The following is a 24,205-nucleotide window of genomic DNA, read 5'->3' on the forward strand; positions in this document are numbered from 1 at the left end:
ATTCCCTGATAGCTCAGTTGGTAGAGCACTCGACTGTTAATCGAGTTGTCACAGGTTCGAGTCCTGTTCGGGGAGCCATATGGAGAGGTGTCCGAGTGGCCGAAGGAGCACGATTGGAAATCGTGTAGGCGTCTAAAGCGTCTCGAGGGTTCGAATCCCTCTCTCTCCGCCATAAAAGTTTTGTAGCATGGCCCGTTGGTCAAGGGGTTAAGACACCTCCCTTTCACGGAGGTAACAGGGGTTCGAATCCCCTACGGGTCATTCTTCTTCTAAAGAAGAAAAAATCATGAAAAAACATTTGACATAAGGCTGCTAACCTGGTATAATGGTAAGCGTATGTGAAATGGAGGCTTAGCTCAGCTGGGAGAGCATCTGCCTTACAAGCAGAGGGTCGGGGGTTCGATCCCCTCAGCCTCCACCATATTGTTTTACACTCTGACGCGGGGTGGAGCAGCTCGGTAGCTCGTCGGGCTCATAACCCGAAGGTCGCAGGTTCAAATCCTGCCCCCGCAATTGTTTCATCTTATGGCTTGGAACCGTGGTGTAGGGGTTAACATGCCTGCCTGTCACGCAGGAGATCGCGGGTTCAAATCCCGTCGGTTCCGCCATTTTATTCTTCTGCAAGTGCTCTTGATTGGGGCTCTGAGGAAAAACTGCTAGGCTCGGTAGCTCAGTCGGTAGAGCAAAGGACTGAAAATCCTTGTGTCGGCGGTTCGATTCCGTCCCGAGCCACCATCAAAAACTTCATATCTTTTCACAATCAATTAATAAGCCGGTGTAGCTCAATTGGTAGAGCAACTGACTTGTAATCAGTAGGTTGGGGGTTCAAGTCCTCTCGCCGGCACCATTTTTTGACTGTGGAGGCTTAGCGAAGTGGCCAAACGCAGCAGACTGTAAATCTGTTCTCTCTGAGTTCGGTGGTTCGAATCCATCAGCCTCCACCAGTTATAGGGGCATAGTTTAAAGGTAGAACAGCGGTCTCCAAAACCGTTAGTGTGGGTTCAATTCCTGCTGCCCCTGCCATAGAAATTCATATTTAACCCAAAGATTCATTTTGTAACATGGCGGTCGTGGCGAAGGGGTTAACGCATCGGACTGTGACTCCGACATTCGCGGGTTCAATTCCCGTCGATCGCCCTTTATTTTTTGGGGGTTAGCCAAGCGGTAAGGCAACGGACTTTGACTCCGTCACGCATAGGTTCAAATCCTATACCCCCAGCCATATAACTTCAAGTTTTTAAGCGGACGTGGCTCAGCGGTAGAGCATCGCCTTGCCAAGGCGAGGGTCGCGGGTTCGATTCCCGTCGTCCGCTCCATTTTCATTTCGGCGCCATAGCCAAGTGGTAAGGCACAGCTCTGCAAAAGCTCTACCCCCAGTTCGAATCTGGGTGGCGCCTCCAGTTTATTTTCTTGGTTCAACGAAATACCTTGCGCCCTTAGCTCAGCTGGATAGAGCGTTTGACTACGAATCAAAAGGCCAGGAGTTCGAATCTCTTAGGGCGCGCCATATTTACTTTGGATGTGCCGGTGTGGCGGAATGGCAGACGCGCTCGACTCAAAATCGAGTGGGGAGACCCGTGAAGGTTCGAGTCCTTTCACCGGTATGGAGAAAACGGCTTTGTAAGATTACTTTAACAGTGATCTTGCAAAGCCGTTTTTATTTGTGCAAAAATAGGCAAATGAGATGAAAGATAGGACAGGAAGGTGGATTCGGAATGTTAAGCGGTGCGAACAGGCTGCCGGGCGAGAACGGGAAAGATTATGCTTACCGAGTAATTCGGCAAAATATCATGAATTTAACATTGGAACCGGGAAAAGCAATCAGCGAAATAGATCTGGCTGAAGCATTGCAGCTCTCCCGTACTCCGGTACGTGAAGTCATGTCCAGGCTAAAAGAAGAATATTTGGTCGACGTGATTCCCCAGGTCGGCACGTATATCTCCAAGATCGATCCTCAACTGATCGAAGAGGCCGTATTTATGCGTTTTTCTTTGGAGAAAGAGGTGCTGCTGCTCGCCTGTAACCTTTTCTCGGCAGAAGATTTACTGGCGCTTCGTTATAATGTGGAGAAGCAGGAAAACCTCCAGCAGCGTCAAAACGTAGCTTCGCAGTTTCACGAACTGGATAATGAATTTCATGGCTTATTATTCCGAAGTTGCGGCAAAAAGCACGTTTGGGACTCCGTTACTCGTTTGAGTACGCATTACAACCGAATGAGATTGAAGTTTGAGATGGAACACGATTTTACTGAAGCTATCGAGCAGCATGTAAACCTCATTGAGCTGATCGCCGAGCGAAGAGTAGCAGAAGTGGAACTAGCGCTACATCGTCATATTATCGAGCCTATGGAGCGCTGGAAAAAGCTATAAGTTTAACCAGTGTATTAGCTCTGAGCAAGAAAAAGAAGTAGGGACGTTCGGACATTCGATGGGAGGTGCGGCAAGTGTCGGGTTAAGCCGCCAACGTCAGAATATCGATGCCCTGGTCAATATAGACTCTCCTTTTTTCAGCGAGATCCGTTATGATCCGGTAATCCGCGATCTCGCCGCCAACCGACTTTCGAACCCTGCTTTCGCAGAAGCGTACACCGTTCATTTTGAAGGAGCAGGCCATCGAAACCCAAAACGAGTTGATTATTCGATCCGCAAAAGACCTATGGAGTACACAGATCTTGCACGCTCCATACTGGCATGCTAGTATGCCAGTATGAACATTCAAATAAAGGAGCGAAGCCAAATGGAAATGACATTTCGTTGGTATGGCGAGGATGATCCGGTCAAGCTGGAATATATCGCGCAGATTCCGGGCATGAAAGGAATCGTTAGCGCTATTTACGATGTGCCTGTCGGGGAAGTATGGCCGTTGGACAAGATCCAGGCTTTGAAGAAGCGAGTAGAAAGCGTAGGGCTCAAGCTGTCCGTAATTGAAAGCGTTCCCGTGCATGAAGATATCAAATTGGGACTACCGACGCGCGATCGATATATCGAGAATTATGCGCAAACGCTGCGTAATCTGGGACAAGCCGGGATTCCGGTGGTCTGCTATAACTTTATGCCGGTATTCGACTGGACGCGGTCCGATCTGGAGTTCGAACTTCCGGACGGTTCGACCACGCTGATCTACGAAGAAGAGATTATCCGCCGCATGGACCCGAAGCTCGGCGAATTGGCTTTGCCCGGCTGGGACACTTCTTACGGCGAAGGCGGGTTGGGTCATATTCTGGAGCAGTATGAGCAGGTCGGCGAAGAGCAGTTGTGGGACAATCTGGCCTACTTTATCGAACGCGTCATTCCGGTTGCGGCCGAGAACGAGATTAAGATGGGGATTCATCCGGATGATCCGCCATGGCCGATCTTCGGTCTACCGCGTATTATTACGAATAAAGAAAATCTGGAACGTTTCCTGAACCTGAACGACTCGCCCTATCACGGATTGACGTTGTGCTCGGGTTCGCTTGGCTGCGATCCGAACAACGATTTCGTCGAGATGGTGCGTTACTTCGGCGGCGTACGGGATCGGGTGCATTTTGCCCATCTGCGTAACGTGAAGATTACCGGGGAAAAGTCGTTCCGCGAATCTGGGCATTTGTCGGAGTGGGGCTCATTGGACTTTTACGAGATCATCAAAGCTTATACCGATTATGGCTTCGACGGTCCTTTCCGTTCCGATCACGGGCGTATGATCTGGGGCGAGACCGGTCGTGCGGGGTATGGATTGTATGACCGGGCACTGGGTGCGGTCTATATCAACGGACTTGCGGAAGCGACGAAAAAAGCCAAAGCATCCGCACAATCGAGCTAATGGGTTTTCAGTAAACTTTCGTTCGAGCGAAACGATCTAATCGTCAACACGGGCAAAGGAGGGGTATTTGTGGCCAAGCTGCCTTTTAATATCGATTTGAACGGAAAAGTAGCTGTCGTTACCGGAGGGACCGGGGTACTTTGTTCCGGCTTCGTAGACGCGTTGGCCGAGTGCGGGGCTTCCGTAGCCGTATTGAGCCGGAACCAGAATGAAGCGGAGGCTAAAGCAGCGGAAGTCGTTGCGCGCGGCGGACGGGCAATCGGAGTAGCCGCAGACGTGCTGGACAAAGCGGCGCTGAAACAGGCACACGAGCGTATACTGAGCGAACTGGGCCCTTGCGACATTCTGATTAACGGAGCCGGAGGCAACCATCCTCAGGCGACGACGACCGAGGAATACTGGATGCCTGCGGAGTCTGGGGATCAAAGCGCCGACGCTCTGAGAAACTTTTTCGATCTGGACACGGAAGGGTTAAAATTCGTGCTGGACGTCAATTTTCTCGGTACGCTGCTGCCTTGTCAGGAGTTCGCCGCCGATATGGTTGGACGCGTGGGCTCGACCATCGTCAATATTTCTTCGATGAACGCGTACACGCCGCTGACCAAGATTCCGGCTTATAGCGGAGCCAAAGCGGCGGTCAGCAACTTCACCCAGTGGTTATCGGTATATTTTTCAAAAGCAGGTATACGGGTCAACGCGATCGCTCCCGGCTTTTTCCTAACGGCGCAAAACGAAAAGCTGCTCAAAAACGAGGACGGTACGTTGACAGAGCGCTCGACGAAAATTCTGAATAGCACGCCTATGGGACGCTTTGGCGAAGCCAGTGAGCTTGTCGGTACGCTGCTGTATTTGGTAAGCGAGGAAGCATCGGGATTCGTGAACGGCGTCATTATCCCGGTGGACGGAGCTTTTTCCGCGTATTCCGGCGTGTAGATCGAGATGTAGAGCGTCAAGACCGTATACGATTATAAAAAGAACCCGCGACCTGGTAGCTTGTCTTGCTTTAATCTGGGGTTTGCGGGTTTTTGGCATGGAGACGAACATATCAAGGAGGGTCGAAAAAGGCGCCGGATCGCTGCCTGTTTTGAGTTATCTCGTGCTGTTGCGGTAAGAGCTGGGAGAAACGCCGGTCGCTTTTTTGAAAGTGCGGGAAAAGTGGGCGGCGTCCATGCCGACGCGTTCCGCGATCGAAGAAATCCCGGTATCGGTCGACGTCAGCAGTCTGCGGGCCAATTGGATACGTTTTTGCTGGACATAGTTCATCGGAGTCATGCCCATCTGTTTTTTAAAATAAGAAATGAAATAGTTGGGGTGCAGGTGTACCAGTTCGGCGAGCGTTTCGATCTCCAGTGTTTCGGCCAGGCGATCATCAACGTATTGCAGCACGCGGGCCAGCTTTTCCCGTTCGCTACCCTGCATGAATCGGTCCATAAAACCGGTATGTTCGCCTTTTTCCAGGCAGTAGGCCAGAAGTTGAAGCAGGCAGGCTTTGATGCGCAGTGCGGCAAAAGGACCGGGACGCTCGGATTGTTCGATCATCTCAAGAAACAACTCTTCGATCTTTCGGGGTTCCGTGACATCCGCGACCTGAAAAGCCGAACCGGCTTGGAACAGCGGCCAGTCGCCGATTCGGGCGTCGAAATGGCAGAAATAGCGGGAATACGGATGCTCGGGCGGCGTAAAACGCGTTTGCACAGCCCCGGCCGGCATAATAAACAGTTGACCGGCACGAGGTTCGTAACGAACACCGTCCAGCGTCACCGCGCCTTCGCCTTCCGTCACGTAATACAGGCGGTTGAACGACGGCTTTTCCTCGGGCGCGTTCCAACCGTAATACCCGGCGCGGTAAAAAGCATGGGAAACGTGAACGGTCAGGTTTTCCATTAGACGGTCCGCGGTATCGAGTTGGAAAAAGGGTTCGGTACCGTGCGCAGGGGAAGACTGGATATGAGGCAGGTCGGGACGGTGAACGTTCGCACGTTTTTTTGGCATATTCAATCCTCGCTTTTCATAAATCTTCTCTATTCGCAGTATACACCCACTTGACGAAAACACCTTAGTTTTAAACAAAAAGTTCTTAATCCTATTCATGTCTTTTGACCTTGAGGTGAGGTATTCTCTACATGTATGAAGCCCGGGCGCATGATCGAAGCCCGCAAGCGACGGAGGGATACAATGGAGACGAATACAGGGAAAAAAGTACGTTTCGGTATCATCGGTATCGGCAATATGGGGAGTTCGCACGCGAAAAGCCTGATCGGTAACATCGCGGGCGCGACACTGACGGCGGTTAGCGATGTGCGTCGGGAGCGTCTGGATTGGGCGTCGGCGGCGCTGCCGAAGCAGGTAAAGCGTTACGCCGATCCCAAAGAGTTGATGCGTTCGGGAGAAGTCGACGCCGTGCTGATCGCGACGCCGCATTACGACCATCCGACTTTGGCTATGGAAGCGTTTCAATACGGACTGCATGTGCTGATCGAAAAGCCGGCGGGCGTGTATACGAAAGCCGTGCGGCAGATGAACGAAGCCGCAGCCAAAGCGGCGGAATCGGGCCTGGTTTTCGGGATCATGTACAATCAACGCACGAATCCGCTATACCGCAAACTGCGCGATTTGATCCAATCCGGCGAGCTGGGCGAGATCCGGCGCACCAATTGGATCATTACCAACTGGTACCGCTCGCAGAGCTATTACGACTCCGGCGGCTGGCGCGCGACCTGGGAAGGCGAAGGCGGAGGCGTACTGCTGAACCAAGACCCGCATCAGCTTGATTTGTGGCAGTGGACGACGGGCATGATGCCGAAGCGGGTGCGTGCTTTTTGCAGCTTCGGGAAAACGCGCAACATCGAGGTGGAAGACGACGTGACCGCTTACGTGGAGTACGAGAACGGAGCGACGGGGCTGTTCGTGACGACGGTCGGCGAGGCTCCGGGAACGAACCGGTTCGAGATTTCGGGCGACAACGGGAAAATCGTGGTCGAAGACGATAAATTGACGTTTTGGAGATTGCGCACGCCGGAACCGGAATTCAACGCGACGTATAAGGGAGGATTCGGACAGCCGGAATGCTGGAAATGCGAGATTCCGGTCGAAGGCGGCAGCGGCGGGCAGCACGAAGGCATTTTGCGTAACTTTACGAACGCCATTTTGCATCGGGAGCCGCTGATCGCGCCGGGCGAAGAAGGCATTCACGGATTGACGTTATCGAACGCGATGCATTTGTCGAGCTGGACAGACGGTTGGGTAGAGCTTCCGATCGACGAAGAAGCGTATTTGGAAAAGCTGAATGAGCGGATCGAGCAGTCGACGTTCGTGAAAAAGACGGGTGCGGAAGCGACGCTTAACGTATCGGGAACGCATTGACGGAGCAGGCGAATAGTTGAACGATACGTAAAACTCAAACGGAAAGGCGGAGAGTAGATGAAAAGATCGACGATCGCGGCGCAGATGTATACGTTTCGGGAGCAGGCGCAGAGTGAGCAAGGGTTGGCGGATACGTTTTCCAAGTTGAAAAAGATGGGGTATGACGCGGTGCAGGTATCGGGGATCGGGCCGATCCAGCCGCGCAAGGTCAAAGAATTGGCGATTCAAAACGATCTGCAAATCTGCGCGACGCATATTCCGTACGATCGGCTGACGGGCGACCTGGACGCGGTAATCGAGCAGCATAAACTGTGGGACTGCAAGTATGTGGGACTGGGCATGGCGCCGGATCGTTTTCGAGGCAGTGCCGATGGGTATCGGACATTCGCGCAGGAAGCTTCGGAGATCGGACGCAAGCTGAAGCAGCAGGATCTGCAATTCGTTTACCATAACCACCAATTGGAATTCGAAAAATACGACGGGCGTACGGCAATGGATATTCTGCTGGAAGAAAGCGATCCGAAGGCATTTGGTTTCGAACTGGACATGTATTGGGTGCAGGCGGGCGGCGGCGATCCGGCGCAATGGGCGCACAAGGTCAAAGGCCGGATGCAGGTCGTGCACCTGAAAGACATGGAGATCGTGGACGGCCAAGCCGTTTTCGCGGAAGTGGGTCATGGCAATATGAATATTCCGGCGATTATCGAAGCCTGCCGGGCGACGGATGTGGAATGGTACGTGGTGGAGCAGGACGTGTGCCGCCGTGATCCGTTCGAGAGTGCCAAGATGAGCCTCGACTATCTGCATGGGCTGCTGCAACGGGAGAAGACGCTGTAGAGCTTTGCAAGGCAAGTCCGGACGGAAGCAAAGATCGGAGCACGCGGAATTGCGAAACGGCAAACGGAAGGATGGATAGCGGAATGGGACGAAGCGACGGAATGAATTATGCGCCGAAGCACGAAGCGAAGCCGGTCGTGGGATCGGGCGAGTTCATATTCGCGGCGGCGGCGTTGGATCACGGGCATATTCACGGGATGTGCAACGGATTGACGGAAGCGGGCGGAACGGTCAAATGGGTATACGATCCCGACGAAGCGAAAGTAGAGACGTTCGTTTCGATGTTTCCCGGCGCGAAGGTCGCGGGCTCACTGGAAGAAATACTGGCCGACCCGGAAGTCCGGCTGGTCGCTTCGGCGGCGATTCCGGCCAAGCGCGGACCGCTCGGCATGAAAGTGATGGAAAGCGGCAAAGACTACTTTACGGATAAAGCGCCGTTCACGACGCTGGCGCAGCTCGACGAAGCGGAAGCGTGCGCGGCGCGCACGGGCCGCAAGTACATGGTCTATTACAGCGAGCGGCTGCATGTCGAGAGCGCGGTATACGCGGATCAGTTGATCCGCCAGGGCGCGATCGGCCGCGTCGTGCAGGTTATGGGCACGGGGCCGCATCGGCTGAATGCGGCGGGGAGGCCGGACTGGTTTTTCCGCCGCGACGATTACGGCGGCATTCTGTGCGATATCGGCAGCCACCAGATCGAGCAGTTCCTGCATTATGCAGGCTGCGAAAGCGCAAAGGTGCTGCACAGCAAAGTGGGCAATTACAACAGCCCGGAATACCCCGAACTGGAAGATTTCGGCGACGCGACGCTCGTCGGGGACAACGGAGCGACGCAGTACTTCCGCGTCGATTGGCTGACGCCCGCCGGACTCGGCACCTGGGGCGACGGCCGGACCGTGATCCTGGGCACGGAAGGGTATATCGAACTGCGCAAGTATACGGATGTGGCAAGATCCGATTCCGGCGACCATGTGTTCTGGGTCGACCGGGAAGGCGAGCATTACGAGCAGGTATCCGGCAAGGTCGGCTGCCCGTTCTTCGGGCAACTGATCCTGGATTGCCTGCATCGCACGGAACATGCGATGACGCAGGCGCATGCCTTCATGGCGGCACGGCTATGCCTGGAAGCGCAAGAACAGGCGCTGAACGCGACGCCGGACACGCTGCGCAAGCCTGCGGCGGAAGGGCGGGGGCTTTAAGCTTCAACCCTCCGGGGCGAAGCTCAAGATCAGGACGGAAGGTGCGGATTATGGACAAAATAGGAGCGGCCGTCATAGGCTGCGGCACGATCTTCGCTCAACATGCGCGGGTCTTACACGAGATGGAAGACGCGGAATTGCGTCTCGTCGTGGATCGCGACGCGGCGAAAGCTCGTCAGGAAGCGGAAGTTTACGGCTGCGAAGCAGGAACCGATTATCGGGCGATTCTGCGGCGCCCGGATATTCAGGTCGTCCACGTTTGCACGCCGCATCACCTGCATGCGCCGATGATCGAAGAATTGCTCGCGGCAGGCAAGCATGTGCTGACCGAGAAACCCGTGGCGCATACGCCGGAAGCAGCGAAATCGGTTCGGGCCGCCGCGGCCAAAAGCAGCGCTCAACTCGGCGTCGTGTTCCAAAACCGGTATAACGAAAGTTCCAGGCTCATCCATGAGCAGATTCGATCCGGTCGATGGGGTCGGCTGCTTTGCCTGAAAGGGATGGTCACCTGGTCCAGGCCGCCGGCTTATTACACGGACAACGCTTGGCGCGGCCGTTGGGAAACGGAAGGCGGAGGACTGCTGATCAACCAGACGATTCATACGCTGGATCTGCTTCAATGGTTCGCCGGCGGCGAGGTCGAGCGCATCGCGGGCAGCGTGACGACGGATGTGTTGGGCGACGTGATCGAGGTCGAAGACACGGCGCACGCCTGTATCGACTTTTCCGGCGGCGTGCGCGCGTTGTTCTACGGGACCAACGCGTATCTGACCAACAGTCCGGTCGAACTGGAATTGATATTCGAACGCGCCACGCTGCTCCAGCGCCGGGATTGCGTGTTCTTGCTGCAAGGCGGCGAAGAGACTGAGCTATGCCGGCCTTCGCAGACTGCGACAGGAGCGAAATCGTATTGGGGCGTCAGCAATGGGTTGTTGATCCGCGACTTTTACCGGCATGTGCGAGAAGGCCGACCTTTCTGGATCGATGCGGAAGAAGGCAGCCGCGCGCTAAGTCTTGTTCACGGCATTTACGAGGCATCGCGCAGCAAAGCAAGTGTCGTGCCGACAGGATAACCCGAAAAGCGGGGAGTGGCTTGAGTCGAGGTGCGAAATCTCAGCCGATCGCAAGCTTTTTTTGTAAAAGAGGCGGGTTGAAGGCAACAAGAAAGGCTATATGAAAAAACGACTTCAGACCCATAAGGGATTGAAGTCGTTTTTTGATACCGTGTTATTCAGAGCCTGAAAGCTGTCAGTCGGTGCCTTCGCGGTTGGCTGAAGGAGCTGACTTGTTTTCGGATTGGCTTCCGCCTACAGGCAACGACTCTCCGATCTCCAACGTACCCAGATTGTGGTCGCGACTTTTTGGCTTGCGGGACACCAGTACGACGAGATCGACGAGCAGAACCGGAAGCGAGACGGAGGCCGGATAAGCCAGGTAGCGGGACTGCCATTCCGGGAAAAACTTTTCCTTGTAACGGCGCAGTCCTTCAAATCCATAAAAGTGACCCCCGTAACGGAAGACCAGATTGGCCAGCTTTTCTTCCCGTAGCGAGCTACGGCTTTTGCCTACGCTGGAGAGTGGGGCCATGCCAAGATTGAACGTCTTGTAGCCTTGTTCCTGAGCCCACTCGATCAGGCGTGCGAAGAGCAGGTCCATCGTTCCGTTCGGCGTATCCGGCAAATGACGCATCAGATCGACGGAAATGGTGCGCCCTCCGTCATAAGCCGGAGCCAGCGTTGCAAAAGCGACGATTCGCCCTTCGGGATCGCGAAGCAGCGCAAGCGGCGAACGTTGGATATAGGCTTCGTCAAACCAGCCGAGCGAATACCCTTTTTCTTTGCGGTCGCCTAGCCAAATCTCTGAAATTCCGCGTAATTCTTCGATCAATGCGGAATCATAAGAAGAAGACTCGACGGAGAAAACGTAGCCGTCCCGCTCGAAGCGGTTTTTTGCGGTACGGAAAGCCGTCATCTTTTTGCCCGAGAACGTGAAGGTTTCCAGGTTGATCAAGGCTTCCTCGCCGAGTTTGAAGAAACGGTAGCCTTTTTCGTGGTAGATGGACAAGTAATCCGGCGAAGCTTGATAGAACACGACGGCCAGTGCATACCGATCCGAGAAGGCCTGGAATTCCTCAATGGCGTCGCCGACCAGCTTTTTCGGTCCGAGCGGATCGCCGAGAACAACAAGTTTGTCGCGCGAACGGGAATACGGAATCAACACTTTTCCATCCTGGGCCCAGTAGAACTGTTTATCGCCAAGGTACAGCATATGGGTAAGCAGGTTGCCTTCTTCTTTTTGTAAAAAGTCATCCAGACGCTTCAACTCATCTCCGCACGGAAGATCGGTGTCCTGGCGTTTTGGACGAAGGAGCACCAGGATCGAGAACAGAATCCATGCGCCGATGATCCCGCTGATCGCCATTGCGCCGTATTCGCTCGGCTGCATGATCCATTCCGGACGGAAGCCGGGCGGAAGATTATGCAGGAAGCGCGGACGGGAGGACGTTCCGATCAGATAGTAGAGCCCGGCTAGGACCAAAGTAAATCCGAACCAGATCCAAATTCGTTTACGGGATAAGGTAGCGCCGGAACGGTAGAAACGGGCGCGGGAGATCCACAGCAACAGCGCTACCGTCAACAGTACCAACGCTTCTTCGTAGTCGAATGCCTTGAAGAAGGTAAAGATCGCACCAGCGACGAGCAGAAGCGACGTCAGCCGATGCGCGCGGCGCAAACGAAGCGAAATCCCGCTCGACAGGATAATCAGCATAAAGCCGATCACGACCGAGATTTGCTGCGACAGCTTCATGATCGGCGTCGACAGGAATCGAGCCATGAAGTGTACGCGATCCAGCAGTCCGGGCGTCGCTGCGGATAATAGCAGAATCAGACCGCAGACGAGTACCAGTTTACCGAGTGCCCAGATCCCCATATCGCTCAGAAACCCAAACTGCCCAGGCCAATTCCAGAAGCGCTGCCAGTAAGCGGCTACGCCTGCATTGTGCCGACCGAGTTCTTCAGGATCGGCTTTTCCATGAGCATCTGGCACGCCATCCGATCCGGACTCGCCGGCTGCCGTTTCTTTTCGAATCGCTTTACGGCGACCCGGAAGAAGTTCGAAAGCGGTCATGACCAGCGCGATTAGCCACGGAATAATGAAGTAAAACACGCGGAACAGCACGATGGTCGCCAACGCGGTCTCCGGCTTGACTCCGGCTAATTGCAATCCGAGCAAAGCCGTGATGTCGAAGGCTCCGATTCCGCCCGGCGCAAAGCTTACGATACCGGCAATAGCGGCTACGCTATAGATGGCAAGCGCTTGGCCAAGCGGCATACCATGCAGGAATTTAGAGCAAATCAACCAGAAGGTTAGACCCGCGAAGAACCATTCCAACACGGAAGCCATGACCGAGCTGCCGATGATACTCCACGGTAGCCGCGTGCCCTGGCCTTCTTTGTGGAAATACTTAGCGAACAGCTTGGAGCGTTGCATCACCAGGAAGATGGGCAGATAGAGCGCCATGCCCCATACGGCGTAGATCAACCAACGATGCTCGGTCACCATAGAACCGATCGGCAGTATGCCGACAATCCCCGCCCATGCCAGCACAGACAGTCCCGTCACCATCGTCGGAGATAAAAATACGATAGCCGGCGTGATCTGCCCTAGCGTAACGCCGCTGTTGCGGTATAGCAAGGCACGAACGCCCGCACCGGTAAAGCCGGCAAAGCCCAGGAAGTTATTGAAGGTATTGGAGATCCAACCGTAGCGGAATGCTGCCCACTTGGTTACGCTTAGCCGAAAATGCCGGCAAATCAGGAAATCGTAAGTGCTCATGACAGAGACAGCCACAAGCGAGAGCGCCAAGATTTGTACAATGTCCCAGGATGGCATGGATCGAATATCGAACAGGATCCGGGAGAAATTGAGTTTGCGAAGTTCGCCTTCACTTTGAAAATAGACAAAAGCGATCACAGCGACTGGAATCAGTAGCCGAACGATCTTCATCCGATAAAGGAATGCGAACAATCGCAGGATTTGCAGTCGTTCCAATACAGCTTTCGTGCGATTCATGAATTCACCTACAATTTTAGAAGGGATTAAAGTCATACAGTTATTTCCATCGGCATACGTTCAATAAATAGTAACATGAAACGGCCTATTTCCGAACCGAACAGCTTTGTAACCTTTTTAAATCCCGTGCACGATGGAGCTATTCCTTAATATATCGACTGTACGCCGACTATACAACGACGCTTCGCACAAAGGTATCCCCTGCCTTTTACCCGATTCCGACTTTCTATACGCTCCTGTACCATGACCGGATCCGATTCGCACACAACCCTCCTATCGAGCGCGGTCCAAGTACCGGAGTCCAGATCGTCCCCCGCCTCAGGTCTAGGTTCAAAAACCGCCTGCAGGCCGTGTTGCGAAAAGGCGGGGACCGCTAGAATAAAGGCATAAGGAAATTGATTCAGGAAAGGCGGTGAAAAGTTAATGAGAAGCATGAAACTTAATATCCCGGCTATCGTACTTGTGGTACTGGGAACGCTGATTCTGTTCGGAAAGTTCGGAAGTTTTGTAGGATTGTTGTTCGCGGCCGCCATCTTCGCTCTCGGTTATTACGGGGTCAAGACAGGCAAAACGTTTCTGGGCTGGCTGTTGATGATCGTCGGAGGCATGATGCTGTTGTCGAAGTTGTCTTGGCTGATCGGACCGCTGCTCGGGATCGCACTGATCGCGGCAGGCATTATCTGGATCGCCGGCAAACGTAGCGAAAGCAATCGCCGACGCGGCTTCGGAGGTTAAGTTCCGAGGCGCATCGGACAGAGGTTCCCGGAAAAATGTTGTGTCAACGCAAACCATGCGGAGGAGGGAGAAACGCCGAATGAGCATGTTCAAAAGAATGAGAGACATTACGCTGGCCACTCTTAACGATAAGCTTGAAGAAAGCCAAGACCCGGTACGGATCATCGATCAGTTTCTGGTGGAGACCCGGCAGGAGATCGGCGAGGTACAGCGCTTGTACGATCAATGCGCACACCACAGCAAGCAGCTCCGCCAGCAGGTCGACCATGCCACATCCATGCGCGAGAAGCGCGAGGAGCAAGCGGTACTGGCACTCAAGGCAGACGAGGAATCGATTGCAAAACTGGCCTTACAAGAAAAGATGCTGTACGAGGAAAAAGAACGTCAGTATCTGGAACTGTGGGAGCAAAGCCAAGACACGCTCAAAGAATTGGGCGAGCAGCTCAATGTACTTAGAAACGAGTACCAGACCGTTTACAACAAACGTCAATATTACTACGCCCGGATGGAAACGCTACGGTTGCAACAGCGCCTGAACCGTCGCACCGGCGGTTACAACTCGGACGTACCGAAAATGTTCGACCGACTGGACGATCAAATGTCCTCGATCGAATACGAAACTTATAGCCTGCGCGATATCCGAAAGCTGGGTCAGGAGGCCTCTAGACAGATTGGCGAAGTCGGCAATCTGCTTGAAGAGGAAATGGCCCGTCTGAAGGAAAAACTGAAGCGGAGCGAAGGAAAGGAGTAAGCGAGGATGCACAGACTGTACCGCTCGACCCAGGACCGAATGCTTACCGGACTCTGCGGCGGAATTGCACATGAATTCGGCGTACATCCTACGCTGCTCCGTATTCTGTTCCTTGTCGCCATCCCGCTGACCAGCGGAGCGATGCTGCCCATCTACTTTATCGCTTCGCTCGTGATCCCGAAGGACCCGACGCCACCGTACTACCCGTACGGACCCGACGCGTACGGCCGCGATCCTTATCGCGACCCGTATCGTCCGGATAGCGCCTATGATCGCGAGCCTCACGGTTCGCGTTTCAACGGACCTCATGACCCGCGTTCGCCGAGACCGCTGGGCCAGGAACGGGAGTTTGAACGTCCGTTTCCTCCGAACCGTCCGCAACCGGCTCGCGCCGATCTCAAAAAGCGTGACATGCCGGATTCCGGGATCGACGCCATGATGGAAGATATCGAGAAGAAAGCCCTCAAAAAAGAAGTCGAAGAATTGAAAAACAAGCTTTCCAAATACGAAAACGAGAATGAGAAAGGGGATTTATAAAATGGGAGTATTCAAAAGACTGCGCGATATGACGAAGGCATCGGTAAACGAAATGTTGGATAAGGTTGAAGATCCGGTAGTGATGTTGAATCAATACCTGCGTGACATGGAAGAAGAGATTCACCAGGCCGAAGTGACGGTCGCGAAGCAAATGGCGAACGAGCGCCGTATGAAGCAGCGTCTCGAAGAAGCGTTCCGCATGTCTGACCAACGCGAATCGCAAGCAACGGCTGCCCTGACGAATAATCAGGAAGAAGCGGCACGCAAGCTGCTCGAAGAGAAGATCTACTTCGATCAAAGAATCACGGAGTATCAAGACTTGCACGGCCAAGCCGAAGTCCAAGTCTCCGATCTGATGCGTCAACTGCATGAGATGAAAGATGAGTTCTACCAAATGCGCAACAAGCGCAACGAGCTGGTTGCCCGCGCCCAAATGGCCAAAGCCAAAAAGCAAATGGCTCAGGTCAACCCGGTCTACGCGATCGACAAAGGCAGCTCTTCGTCGGGCTTCCGCCGGATGGAAGAAAAAATTATGCAGATGGAAGCCGAAGCGGACGTATTGCGCACTCCTTACGGCGGTGGCGGCCTGAACCGTACGTCCGCATACATCAGCCCGGTCGATGCACAAAAGCAACTTCAGGTTGACGAGCAGCTGAACGCGCTGAAGAACAAACTGAACGGCGGCCAAAGCGCTCCTTCCCTGACAAAAGGCGATGAGCAGTAAGAATGGCAAGAGTGGCCGTAATAGCCACACAGCCGGCCCGAGTTGTGCTAGAATAAAGTGAAATATAGGCAAACGTGAAGCCATGCGGTACGAATGCGTACCGTTATGGCTTTTCCTACGCTTGGGAATACAGCAGGAGGAGGGGTGACATGAAAACTCGAAAAAAAACGTGGGCTATCGTATTGATTGGCGTAGGCTCAATCATGTTGCTTGGCAAATGGGTTACCCCGCTCTCGATGGTGGCTCTCCTCGTGCTGTGTTACGGTATTTATACGATGAGGGCCAATCGTGTCTCGTTTGGCTATAAGTGTCTCGCTGTAGGAGCCGGACTTTTATTGCTCGATCATATCATTCTCGTACTCGGCGGCATTCTGATCTCGGTCGGCGTTTTTTACGCCCGAGCCAGAGAACTGCATAGCGGCCGCGAATATGTAAGACGGCAGGAATTTGTCTCGCAACTGAATCGGGAACGCGAGCCTTGGGTACCCGAACCGATCAGTCTATGGAACTTGTTTGGCGACGTAAATTGCGATTTCTCGTTGGCGCTGCCGACCGAGCCGGACACGGTGATCCATTTGCAAGGCGTGATCTGTGATGCCGACCTGACTTTTCCGGAGGAATACGGAGTGGAGTTGGATGTCTTCGTAGGCTATGGCAAGGTGAGCTTCGAAGGCAAAGCGCATAGCGGCATGTTGAACAAGTTCGTCTGGCGTTCGCCGGGCTATGCCTACAGCGAGCAGAAAGTCCGTGTGGTCATGGCTTACGCGGCGGGCGACGTGAATATTCGGATTAATTAGTAGCTTGTCAACTCTTAATCAGAGGTTTACGTTCGGCTGAAACGCACACGCTTTAGGTGCGTTTCAGCCAGGCGTAAACCTACCTTTAACGTTGACAAGCTACCAGGCATTTTGGCGAACAGGGAGACGGTGAACAAGCATGGCGAATGAGCCGAAGAAAGTGCGAAAGTCAAATACGATCGTGCAGGGAATCGGTTCGGGGATGCTTCTATCGCTGATCGTATTGCTGTCGGCGATCTATGTCCTATACTCGTACGGGCTGTTGAATATACCCGACACGTGGCCGCTCAAGATCCGTGCGGGTTTGACCGTGCTCAGCGTTTGTATCGCTGTCGGGGCGTTATACGGACTGTATCGCGCCATGCAAAGCAAAATACAGTTCGACCGGATTCAAGATACATTGCTGTTATGGGAAAAAGGAAATCCCGTGCGCACGGCTTGGCCGGCCGGCGGCGAGTTGGACGGCCTGGCCGAACAGCTCGATCGTGTCGGCAAAAAGTGGGAAGAGCAGGTTAGCTCGCTTCAGCGTCTCTCGACGCATAACGCTCAATTGGCGGAACAGGCGCGGGTATCGGCGATCGTGGAAGAACGGCAGCGTCTTGCGCGCGAACTGCACGATGCGGTGTCGCAGCAGTTGTTCGCGATCTCGATGACGGCGACGGCGGTCGGACGCACGTTCGAAAAAGATTTGGCCCGTGCTAGGCGTCAGGTGGAGCTGATCGAGGAGATGGCGTCGGTTGCCCAGTCGGAAATGCGGGCGCTGCTGCTGCATCTTCGCCCCGTTTATCTGGAAGGCAAGCCGTTGTATCAAGGGTTGAGCGAACTGGTGCGCGAGATCCAAGCGAAAGTTCCGATGGAAATTACGCTCGATATGGACGCCGGACTCGAACTGGTCAAAGGGATCGAAAATCATCTTTTCCGTATCGTACAGGAAGCCTTGTCGAATACGCTGCGCCACTCGAAAGCCGACAAGATGGAAATCATGATCGTGCGTCGAAGCGACGCGTTGCGCATGTCTTTGAAGGATAACGGCGTAGGCTTCGAGCTGGACGAGAAGAAGCAGGCTTCTTACGGATTGTCGCTGATGCAGGAACGGGTCAGCGAGATCGGCGGCTCTATTCGTTATATCACCGCACCCGGCAAAGGAACGCGTATCGAACTGAACGTGCCGTTGGTAGACGGAGGACAAAGAGGGAGCGAGGAATAGCCATGGAAATGGAACAACAGGTTACCGTGCTGCTCGTCGACGACCACGAGATGGTCCGCATCGGTCTGGCTGCCGTACTCGATACGGAAGACGGCATAGAGGTCGTTGGCGAAGCGAGCAGCGGCGAAGAAGGCGTACGGATGGCGCAACAGTACAATCCCGACGTCGTGCTGATGGATCTGGTCATGGACGGGATGGACGGAATCGAAGCCACCCGCGAAGTGTTGAAAAATTGCCCGGACTGCAAAGTAATCGTGCTGACAAGCTATTTGGACGACGAGAAAATGTATCCGGTTATCGAAGCCGGAGCGTTCAGCTATCTGTTGAAAACGTCGCGGGCAAATGAGGTGGCCGACGCGATTCGCGCAGCCGTCCGCGGACAGTCCGTGCTTGAATCGCAGGTCGCCGCCAAAATGATGGATCGCTTCCGCACCCCGCCGCCTGAACGCGCTTTGCATGAAGACCTGACCGAACGGGAAATGGAAGTGCTTCGTTTTGTCGCGCAGGGCAAGTCGAACCAGGAGATCGCGGACGAACTGATCATCGGCATCAAGACGGTCAAGTTCCACGTAACGAACCTTCTGTCCAAGCTGCAAGTGGAAGACCGGACGCAAGCCGCTATTTACGCCTATAAAAACGGATTGGCACAATAAAGATACGCTTTACTTAAGCCGCGCGGAGCAGGACTTCGATGCGGCTTTTTCGCGTCTGTTCTTTTTTGCAAAACGATAGGCCCGAGCCTTTCAAATTTTTACGGATAACATATTATGTCATTTTGATCGAAGAACAAGCATAGCGGATTATAATTTGTAAGCGCTTAACCATTAAGATTCGAAAGGGGAGATTGGGTCATGTTCATCATGAAAAAGCTTGCGTATTTGCTGACCGCTTCCGTTATGGCTTTACCTGCTGTAGCTTCGCTGCCTTCTTCGACGGTCCAGGCTTCAAGCCAGGTCGTATCGATTGCCGATTACGGTGCCGTACCGGATGACGGGATCGATGATTGGAATGCCATTCGCCAAGCTGTAACGGCTGCCAAAGCTTCGAACCGAAATGTGTATGTGCCGCCGGGAACTTTTTTCTATGACGATGTCATTGTTTTGGATGGGGTCGATTTGGTGGGGGAAGGCGAGGCCTCTGTGCTGCATAGCACAAACCCGCAGCGGCAAGCCGTTCAGTTGGCCGGGAACGGAAGCGGGTTGAGCCGGGTGAAGTTTACGACAGTTCCCGTATCCGTGCGTCTATCGACTTCGGTCTCGGCACGCGTGCATATCATGCCCGGAGCGGCGGACTTTACGATTGCGGATACGTTTATTGCGGGCGGTTCATCGGCGGGCATTATCGGATACGGCATCAATGGAGCAATTGTCCGCAACGATATTCGGGATACACTGGCTGACGGCATTCATATCACAGGCGGGTCCGCGAACATTCGGATAGAAGAAAATAGAGTGCGGGATACGGGAGACGATATGATCGCGGTCGTTTCTTACGAGAAAAACGGGACTTGGGTCAACAACGTGAAGATTGCGAATAACGACGTAGCGGGCGGCCATGCACGCGGCATTACGGTGTCGGGTGGCACGAACATTGCTATCGAGCGAAATAGCATTGCGGATACGGGCGGCGCGGGCGTGTTCATTGCGTCGGAAGGCAGCTACCAGACATATGAGGTACGCAATCTTCAAGTCGTGCGTAACACGATTTTGCGTGACAGCCTCGATCCTTCCATTCCGGAAAAAGGCGGGATACGAGTACAGGCGACCTATAAAGAACCGAGTATCGTGAACGCGACTTTCGAGCAAAATACGATTACCGATTCGGCGGATAGCGGGATTCTGATTCTCGGGTCGGCGAGCATTCAGGCTTTTTTTGCCCGCAACGAGATTATCCATCCGGCTAACCACGGTGTGCATATTTTGAAAACGGTGATCGGGCAGTTGAATTTTTCGGGAAACGCGGTCCAAGAAGAAGGAGGCTTCCCGTTCTATAACCAGTCCCAGGCGCAGGTGTTTAGCGATGTGCCGAATTCGGCGCCGCCAGCAGGCGGGGAAGAAGACGATTATGCGGCGGCAAGAGGGACGCCTCGTATCGACGGCATAGTGGACGATGTCTGGAGTAACGCAACGCCGCTTGCGCTCAACGTGGATACGAACGGCACGACCGGGACGGTTCGTATCGCCTGGGACGATACTGCGCTTTATTATTTGTTCGAAATGACGGACACCACGCCGAATGCGCTGGCCGCGGACGAGCATAATGATTCGGTTGAGGTCTGGGTGGATGAATTGAATGCGAAAAACGGTACGCGAACCGTAGGGGATTATCAGTTGCGTGTCGGCTACGACGGAGCACTCTCTTCGGCTGTACGGGGATTTAACCTATCGAACGTAACGAAAGCCGTTATTCAGCGCGAAGGCGGCTATACGGCAGAGTTTGCGGTTCCTTACACGGCGCTTACTCCGCAGGCGGGCGATGTGATTGGATTTAATGCCAGCGCGAATGATGATTCCAACGGGGATGGGCGACGCGATACGTATTTGAGTTGGGTGGACAAAAATCTTCCGTACTGGGCGGACACACGGGTATACGGCGAAGTGACGCTGGGGAATTGAAACCGCTATCTCCGAATTTTTATCGAGGTCGGCTTGATTTAGCCGGCCTTTTTGTGTACCTTTTTGGTGTACGCAAATATTAATGAAACCTTCATCTTAGATCAACATAAATGATAATCAATACGATAGCATCAATTTGAGAGATATGATAGAATGACATCACATCTTTCTTTTTCCGCACTAACGCGGAGAATTAAGAGTCAGGCATAACAATTCGTTACTATACTAATACAGGAAGAATGGGGAGCTATGACGGACAATCAAAATCTTGAAGCATTGAAAGCACCGGGCGCGGTCTTTTTCATCTTCGGGGCTACCGGAGACCTGGCCCGTCGTAAGTTGTTCCCGGCCATTTTCAGCTTGTACCGGGAAGGCAAATTGGCGGAGGACTTTGCAGTAGTCGGAGTGGCTAGACGCCCTCGCACGAATGATGAATTCCGCGACGACGTATTCCGCTCGATTCAAGAATTCGGACGGTACAAATCTTCCGACCAGGAGAAGTGGAACAAGTTCGCGGAACACTTCGAATATAAATCCCTCGACATCAACAACGTAGCGGGATTCCAAGAACTCAAAGAACAGACGGAAGCGATCGAGTCCAAATTCTCGATTCCCGGCAACCGTCTTTTCTATCTGGCGCTTGCGCCGGAACTGTTCGGCAGCGTTTCGCTCAATCTGCGCGAAGGCGGCATGCTGGATAGCGAAGGCTGGCACCGTCTCGTCATCGAGAAGCCGTTCGGCTACGATCTGAAATCGGCCGAGAAGCTGAACGAAGAATTGGGCCATGTATTCCAGGAAGACGAGATTTACCGGATCGACCACTATCTCGGCAAAGAAATGGTGCAGAACATCGAGACGATTCGTTTCTCGAACATGTTCTTCGAATCGCTCTGGAACAACAAATATATCGCGAACGTGCAAATCACGTTGGGCGAGACGGTCGGCGTTGAAGAGCGCGGCGGCTATTATGACCATGCGGGCGCGCTGCGCGATATGGGTCAAAACCATATTCTCCAACTGCTCACCATGATCGCTATGGAACCGCCTAGCCGTCTGCTGGCTGAAGATATTCGCGACGAGAAGGTGAAAGTGCTGCGTTCGCTGCACCATTTCGCCGACTCCGACGAAGTCAGAGCCAACGTCGTGCGCGGTCAATACACCGCCGGACAAAGCAACGGCAAAGACCTTCCGGGCTATCGCGAAGAAGACAAGGTCGATCCGAATTCGAACACCGAGACGTTCTTCGCGGCTCGCGTATCCGTGGATAACTTCCGCTGGGCCGGCGTGCCGTTCTATATTCGCACAGGCAAGCGCCTGCCGGTGAAAACGACCGAAGTCGTGATCGAATTCAAAAAAATGCCGGGCAACATTTACCTCGGACAAAAGCATGATCTCCAGCCGAACCTGCTGGTCATCCGCGTCAATCCGATGGAAGGCATCTACTTCAAGATCAACGCGAAAAAACCGGGTTCGGAATCGGAAATCGCTCAAGTGGCGATGGAGTTCTGTCAAAGCTGCCTGGTGGGTATCAACTCGCCGGAAGCTTACGAGCGCCTGATCCATGATGCGGCGAAGGGCGATTCCACGTACTTCACGCGTTGGGACGAAGTGGCTTCGGCTTGGGCCTTCGTGGACAAGATCGACGCGGCTTGGAAAGAAAATCCTTCCGATGTCAGCTCGTATCCGGCAGGAAGCTGGGGACCGGACGCCGCGCACGAACTGCTTGCGCGCGATGGATTCCACTGGTGGCCGGTTAACGGACAAGAAGAAGACAATGTCATTTGGGTAGCGGCTTCGAGCAACTGATCCCAAGACAACGATAAGAATAAGCAAGCCGCTGCACAGCCGGGATTCCGGTTATGCAGCGGTTTTTTGTCGATTTCGCGGTATAATTCTTCCCTTGCCACGACGCTAATTATGGTACAATATAGGGATGAATACGTACGATACAGAAGGGAACGTGAACATGAGCCAAACCCAAGACAAAGTTTTGCGCGAGGAAGTCGAGAAACGCAGAACTTTTGCCATTATATCTCACCCGGATGCCGGGAAAACCACGCTGACGGAGAAGCTGCTGCTCTTCGGCGGCGCTATTCGTCTGGCCGGAACGGTCAAAGCCCGCAAAGCCAGCAAGCACGCAACGAGCGACTGGATGGAGATCGAGAAACAGCGGGGCATCTCGGTTACATCGTCGGTGATGCAATTCGATTACAACGGGCACCGCATCAACATTTTGGATACTCCGGGTCACCAAGACTTCAGTGAAGACACATACCGGACGCTGACAGCGGCCGATAGCGCGGTCATGCTGATCGACGTCGCGAAGGGTGTCGAAGCCCAGACGATCAAGCTGTTCCAAGTCTGCGCGCAACGCGGCATTCCGATCTTTACTTTTATCAACAAACTCGACCGCGAAGGCCGCAGCCCGTTCGATCTGATGGAAGAACTCGAACAGGTACTGGGGATTCGCGCCGTTCCGATGAACTGGCCGATCGGCATGGGACGCGAGCTGAACGGCATCTACGACCGGATGAAAAATCAGGTCGAGCTGTTCCAGGGCGACGACCATTCGCAGATCAAGGTGCAAAAAGTCGAAGACTATCGCGATCCGATCATCTCCGAGATGGCGGGCGAGTATCACGCGAACCAACTGGCGGAAGAACTGGAACTGCTGGACGTAGCGGGCGATCAATTCGATTACGAAAAGGTCAAACGCGGCGAGCTGACTCCTCTGTTCTTCGGCAGCGCGATCAACAACTTCGGCCTGCAAACGTTCCTGGAAAACTTCCTGGAGCTTGCGCCGAAACCGGCACCGCGCAAAAGCACGGAAGGCGAGATCGAACCGACACGCGAGAAGTTCAGCGGCTACGTGTTCAAGATTCAAGCCAACATGAACCCGGCGCACCGCGACCGCATCGCGTTCCTGCGCATCGTGTCCGGCAAGTTCGAGCGCGGCATGAGCGTCAAGCATGTGCGCGTGGGCAAAGACATCAAACTGGCGCAGCCGCAGCAGTTCCTGGCTCAAGACCGCGATATCGTCGAAACGGCTTATGCGGGCGACATTATCGGTTTGTTCGATCCAGGCATTTTCCGGATTGGCGATTCGCTCGTGGAAGGTCAGAACTTCGAGTTCGAAGAACTGCCGACGTTCTCCCCGGAAATTTTCGCTAAAGTCACGGCCAAAAACGCGCTCAAGCACAAGCAGTACCAGAAAGGCATCGATCAGTTGACGGAGGAAGGTACCATTCAGGTCTTCCGTACGGTCAGCTTCGACGATACGATTCTCGGCGTAGTGGGACAACTGCAATTCGAGGTCTTCGAATACCGGATGAAAAACGAGTATGGCGTGGATGTACAGCTTCAGCGCCAAACGTTCCAGTTCGCTCGTTGGATCGTCGCCCCGGAGATCGATCCTTCGAAATTCCGTATCAACTCGACGTTGGTAAAGGACAAGAAGGGCAACTACGTCGCGCTGTTCGAGAACGAATACGCGATGCGCACAGCCATCGACAAAAACCCGGATGCTCAATTCCTGGAGATGGCACCCTGATTTTCAAGGAGGCCT

Annotated in this window: 19 protein-coding genes and 16 tRNA genes; 33 read left to right on the plus strand and 2 right to left on the minus strand. The window is 53.8% G+C overall.

Going from position 1 to position 24,205, the window contains the following annotated elements:
- The first annotated feature begins 2 nt into the window (after nucleotides 1–2).
- From WKI47_RS07240 to WKI47_RS07330, 19 genes are all read left to right on the plus strand, one after another.
- Nucleotides 3–78 (plus strand) — tRNA-Asn (locus WKI47_RS07240).
- 3 nt (nucleotides 79–81) lie between these two features.
- Nucleotides 82–172, plus strand: a tRNA-Ser gene (locus WKI47_RS07245).
- A 17-nt stretch (nucleotides 173–189) separates the two neighbouring features.
- Nucleotides 190–261 (plus strand) — tRNA-Glu (locus WKI47_RS07250).
- Nucleotides 262–345: 84 nt separating this feature from the next.
- Nucleotides 346–421 (plus strand) — tRNA-Val (locus tag WKI47_RS07255).
- 18 nt (nucleotides 422–439) lie between these two features.
- Nucleotides 440–513: transfer RNA gene (locus tag WKI47_RS07260), tRNA-Met, on the plus strand.
- A gap of 19 nt (nucleotides 514–532) precedes the next feature.
- Nucleotides 533–608: transfer RNA gene (locus WKI47_RS07265), tRNA-Asp, on the plus strand.
- Between the two features lie 51 nt (nucleotides 609–659).
- Nucleotides 660–735, plus strand: a tRNA-Phe gene (locus tag WKI47_RS07270).
- 36 nt (nucleotides 736–771) lie between these two features.
- Nucleotides 772–847, plus strand: a tRNA-Thr gene (locus WKI47_RS07275).
- Between the two features lie 12 nt (nucleotides 848–859).
- A tRNA-Tyr gene (locus tag WKI47_RS07280) sits at nucleotides 860–944 on the plus strand.
- 5 nt (nucleotides 945–949) lie between these two features.
- A tRNA-Trp gene (locus WKI47_RS07285) sits at nucleotides 950–1,023 on the plus strand.
- Between the two features lie 41 nt (nucleotides 1,024–1,064).
- Nucleotides 1,065–1,137 (plus strand) — tRNA-His (locus WKI47_RS07290).
- Between the two features lie 10 nt (nucleotides 1,138–1,147).
- Nucleotides 1,148–1,222, plus strand: a tRNA-Gln gene (locus WKI47_RS07295).
- 19 nt (nucleotides 1,223–1,241) lie between these two features.
- Nucleotides 1,242–1,316 (plus strand) — tRNA-Gly (locus WKI47_RS07300).
- A gap of 10 nt (nucleotides 1,317–1,326) precedes the next feature.
- Nucleotides 1,327–1,400 (plus strand) — tRNA-Cys (locus tag WKI47_RS07305).
- Between the two features lie 30 nt (nucleotides 1,401–1,430).
- Nucleotides 1,431–1,507 (plus strand) — tRNA-Arg (locus WKI47_RS07310).
- Nucleotides 1,508–1,523: 16 nt separating this feature from the next.
- Nucleotides 1,524–1,604, plus strand: a tRNA-Leu gene (locus WKI47_RS07315).
- Between the two features lie 111 nt (nucleotides 1,605–1,715).
- Nucleotides 1,716–2,369: a GntR family transcriptional regulator gene (locus WKI47_RS07320; RefSeq protein ID WP_340226504.1), complete on the plus strand. Its 654-nt coding sequence runs from the start codon at nucleotides 1,716–1,718 to the stop codon at nucleotides 2,367–2,369.
- A 367-nt stretch (nucleotides 2,370–2,736) separates the two neighbouring features.
- The gene (locus tag WKI47_RS07325) at nucleotides 2,737–3,801 is read left to right on the plus strand and encodes a mannonate dehydratase (protein WP_340226505.1); all 1,065 of its coding nucleotides are present in this window, start codon (nucleotides 2,737–2,739) and stop codon (nucleotides 3,799–3,801) included.
- Between the two features lie 69 nt (nucleotides 3,802–3,870).
- Nucleotides 3,871–4,734, plus strand: coding sequence for an SDR family oxidoreductase (locus WKI47_RS07330; protein WP_340226506.1), 864 nt, complete (start codon nucleotides 3,871–3,873; stop codon nucleotides 4,732–4,734).
- A 156-nt stretch (nucleotides 4,735–4,890) separates the two neighbouring features.
- Here the strand turns inward: WKI47_RS07330 and WKI47_RS07335 are convergent, their stop codons facing one another.
- A complete protein-coding gene (locus WKI47_RS07335; RefSeq protein ID WP_340226507.1) occupies nucleotides 4,891–5,793 on the minus strand; it encodes an AraC family transcriptional regulator in 903 nt (300 codons plus the stop codon).
- A 183-nt stretch (nucleotides 5,794–5,976) separates the two neighbouring features.
- Here WKI47_RS07335 and WKI47_RS07340 point away from each other — a divergent pair, with 183 nt between their 5' ends.
- The 4 genes from WKI47_RS07340 to WKI47_RS07355 all read left to right on the plus strand — a co-directional run bounded on the left by WKI47_RS07340 (nucleotide 5,977) and on the right by WKI47_RS07355 (nucleotide 10,273).
- Nucleotides 5,977–7,164, plus strand: a complete 1,188-nt coding sequence (locus WKI47_RS07340; RefSeq protein WP_340226508.1) for a Gfo/Idh/MocA family oxidoreductase — start codon at nucleotides 5,977–5,979, stop codon at nucleotides 7,162–7,164.
- Between the two features lie 57 nt (nucleotides 7,165–7,221).
- Nucleotides 7,222–8,001: a sugar phosphate isomerase/epimerase gene (locus WKI47_RS07345; protein ID WP_340226509.1), complete on the plus strand. Its 780-nt coding sequence runs from the start codon at nucleotides 7,222–7,224 to the stop codon at nucleotides 7,999–8,001.
- 83 nt (nucleotides 8,002–8,084) lie between these two features.
- Nucleotides 8,085–9,200: a Gfo/Idh/MocA family oxidoreductase gene (locus WKI47_RS07350; protein WP_340226510.1), complete on the plus strand. Its 1,116-nt coding sequence runs from the start codon at nucleotides 8,085–8,087 to the stop codon at nucleotides 9,198–9,200.
- Between the two features lie 50 nt (nucleotides 9,201–9,250).
- Nucleotides 9,251–10,273, plus strand: a complete 1,023-nt coding sequence (locus WKI47_RS07355) for a Gfo/Idh/MocA family oxidoreductase (protein WP_340226511.1) — start codon at nucleotides 9,251–9,253, stop codon at nucleotides 10,271–10,273.
- Nucleotides 10,274–10,448: 175 nt separating this feature from the next.
- On the opposite strand, the gene mprF is transcribed toward WKI47_RS07355, so the two are convergent.
- Nucleotides 10,449–13,274: a bifunctional lysylphosphatidylglycerol flippase/synthetase MprF gene (gene mprF / locus WKI47_RS07360; RefSeq protein ID WP_340226512.1), complete on the minus strand. Its 2,826-nt coding sequence runs from the start codon at nucleotides 13,272–13,274 to the stop codon at nucleotides 10,449–10,451.
- A gap of 423 nt (nucleotides 13,275–13,697) precedes the next feature.
- Between mprF and WKI47_RS07365 the strand changes: the two genes are divergently transcribed.
- The 10 genes from WKI47_RS07365 (at nucleotide 13,698) to WKI47_RS07410 (ending at nucleotide 24,190) form a co-directional block, all read left to right on the plus strand.
- The gene (locus tag WKI47_RS07365) at nucleotides 13,698–14,009 is read left to right on the plus strand and encodes a hypothetical protein (RefSeq protein WP_340226513.1); all 312 of its coding nucleotides are present in this window, start codon (nucleotides 13,698–13,700) and stop codon (nucleotides 14,007–14,009) included.
- Nucleotides 14,010–14,088: 79 nt separating this feature from the next.
- Nucleotides 14,089–14,760, plus strand: coding sequence for a PspA/IM30 family protein (locus WKI47_RS07370; RefSeq protein WP_340226514.1), 672 nt, complete (start codon nucleotides 14,089–14,091; stop codon nucleotides 14,758–14,760).
- A gap of 6 nt (nucleotides 14,761–14,766) precedes the next feature.
- Complete coding sequence (locus WKI47_RS07375; protein WP_340226515.1) at nucleotides 14,767–15,297, plus strand: PspC domain-containing protein; 531 nt, start codon at nucleotides 14,767–14,769, stop codon at nucleotides 15,295–15,297.
- Between the two features lies 1 nt (nucleotide 15,298).
- Nucleotides 15,299–16,021 (plus strand): PspA/IM30 family protein, encoded by a 723-nt coding sequence (locus WKI47_RS07380; RefSeq protein WP_037291299.1) that lies wholly within the window; start codon nucleotides 15,299–15,301, stop codon nucleotides 16,019–16,021.
- Nucleotides 16,022–16,170: 149 nt separating this feature from the next.
- The gene (gene liaF / locus WKI47_RS07385) at nucleotides 16,171–16,818 is read left to right on the plus strand and encodes a cell wall-active antibiotics response protein LiaF (protein WP_340226516.1); all 648 of its coding nucleotides are present in this window, start codon (nucleotides 16,171–16,173) and stop codon (nucleotides 16,816–16,818) included.
- 139 nt (nucleotides 16,819–16,957) lie between these two features.
- Nucleotides 16,958–18,025: a sensor histidine kinase gene (locus WKI47_RS07390; protein WP_340226517.1), complete on the plus strand. Its 1,068-nt coding sequence runs from the start codon at nucleotides 16,958–16,960 to the stop codon at nucleotides 18,023–18,025.
- 8 nt (nucleotides 18,026–18,033) lie between these two features.
- Nucleotides 18,034–18,678 carry a response regulator gene (locus tag WKI47_RS07395; RefSeq protein WP_425355445.1) on the plus strand — a complete coding sequence of 215 codons (645 nt, stop codon included), beginning with the start codon at nucleotides 18,034–18,036 and terminating at the stop codon, nucleotides 18,676–18,678.
- A gap of 198 nt (nucleotides 18,679–18,876) precedes the next feature.
- Nucleotides 18,877–20,640, plus strand: coding sequence for a sugar-binding protein (locus WKI47_RS07400; protein WP_340226519.1), 1,764 nt, complete (start codon nucleotides 18,877–18,879; stop codon nucleotides 20,638–20,640).
- A gap of 249 nt (nucleotides 20,641–20,889) precedes the next feature.
- Entirely contained in the window at nucleotides 20,890–22,446 is a 1,557-nt protein-coding gene (gene zwf / locus WKI47_RS07405) for a glucose-6-phosphate dehydrogenase (protein ID WP_340226520.1), read from the plus strand.
- 160 nt (nucleotides 22,447–22,606) lie between these two features.
- Complete coding sequence (locus tag WKI47_RS07410) at nucleotides 22,607–24,190, plus strand: peptide chain release factor 3 (protein ID WP_037291285.1); 1,584 nt, start codon at nucleotides 22,607–22,609, stop codon at nucleotides 24,188–24,190.
- Nucleotides 24,191–24,205: the final 15 nt, after the last annotated feature.

It is taken from the genome of Saccharibacillus sacchari, from assembly GCF_037722395.1.
GTDB classification, from domain to species: domain Bacteria; phylum Bacillota; class Bacilli; order Paenibacillales; family Paenibacillaceae; genus Saccharibacillus; species Saccharibacillus sacchari_A.

Excerpts from the sequence above, each read along its gene's own strand:
- mprF (WP_340226512.1), bottom strand. The coding sequence starts at position 13,274 with ATGAATCGCACGAAAGCTGTATTGGAACGACTGCAAATCCTGCGATTG.
- zwf (WP_340226520.1), top strand. The coding sequence starts at position 20,890 with ATGACGGACAATCAAAATCTTGAAGCATTGAAAGCACCGGGCGCGGTC.
- WKI47_RS07350 (WP_340226510.1), top strand. The coding sequence starts at position 8,085 with ATGGGACGAAGCGACGGAATGAATTATGCGCCGAAGCACGAAGCGAAG.
- WKI47_RS07335 (WP_340226507.1), bottom strand. The coding sequence starts at position 5,793 with ATGCCAAAAAAACGTGCGAACGTTCACCGTCCCGACCTGCCTCATATC.
- WKI47_RS07325 (WP_340226505.1), top strand. The coding sequence starts at position 2,737 with ATGGAAATGACATTTCGTTGGTATGGCGAGGATGATCCGGTCAAGCTG.
- WKI47_RS07345 (WP_340226509.1), top strand. The coding sequence starts at position 7,222 with ATGAAAAGATCGACGATCGCGGCGCAGATGTATACGTTTCGGGAGCAG.
- WKI47_RS07365 (WP_340226513.1), top strand. The coding sequence starts at position 13,698 with ATGAGAAGCATGAAACTTAATATCCCGGCTATCGTACTTGTGGTACTG.
- WKI47_RS07395 (WP_425355445.1), top strand. The coding sequence starts at position 18,034 with ATGGAACAACAGGTTACCGTGCTGCTCGTCGACGACCACGAGATGGTC.
- WKI47_RS07400 (WP_340226519.1), top strand. The coding sequence starts at position 18,877 with ATGTTCATCATGAAAAAGCTTGCGTATTTGCTGACCGCTTCCGTTATG.
- liaF (WP_340226516.1), top strand. The coding sequence starts at position 16,171 with ATGAAAACTCGAAAAAAAACGTGGGCTATCGTATTGATTGGCGTAGGC.
- WKI47_RS07375 (WP_340226515.1), top strand. The coding sequence starts at position 14,767 with ATGCACAGACTGTACCGCTCGACCCAGGACCGAATGCTTACCGGACTC.
- WKI47_RS07390 (WP_340226517.1), top strand. The coding sequence starts at position 16,958 with ATGGCGAATGAGCCGAAGAAAGTGCGAAAGTCAAATACGATCGTGCAG.
- WKI47_RS07320 (WP_340226504.1), top strand. The coding sequence starts at position 1,716 with ATGTTAAGCGGTGCGAACAGGCTGCCGGGCGAGAACGGGAAAGATTAT.
- WKI47_RS07380 (WP_037291299.1), top strand. The coding sequence starts at position 15,299 with ATGGGAGTATTCAAAAGACTGCGCGATATGACGAAGGCATCGGTAAAC.
- WKI47_RS07355 (WP_340226511.1), top strand. The coding sequence starts at position 9,251 with ATGGACAAAATAGGAGCGGCCGTCATAGGCTGCGGCACGATCTTCGCT.
- WKI47_RS07340 (WP_340226508.1), top strand. The coding sequence starts at position 5,977 with ATGGAGACGAATACAGGGAAAAAAGTACGTTTCGGTATCATCGGTATC.
- WKI47_RS07410 (WP_037291285.1), top strand. The coding sequence starts at position 22,607 with ATGAGCCAAACCCAAGACAAAGTTTTGCGCGAGGAAGTCGAGAAACGC.
- WKI47_RS07370 (WP_340226514.1), top strand. The coding sequence starts at position 14,089 with ATGAGCATGTTCAAAAGAATGAGAGACATTACGCTGGCCACTCTTAAC.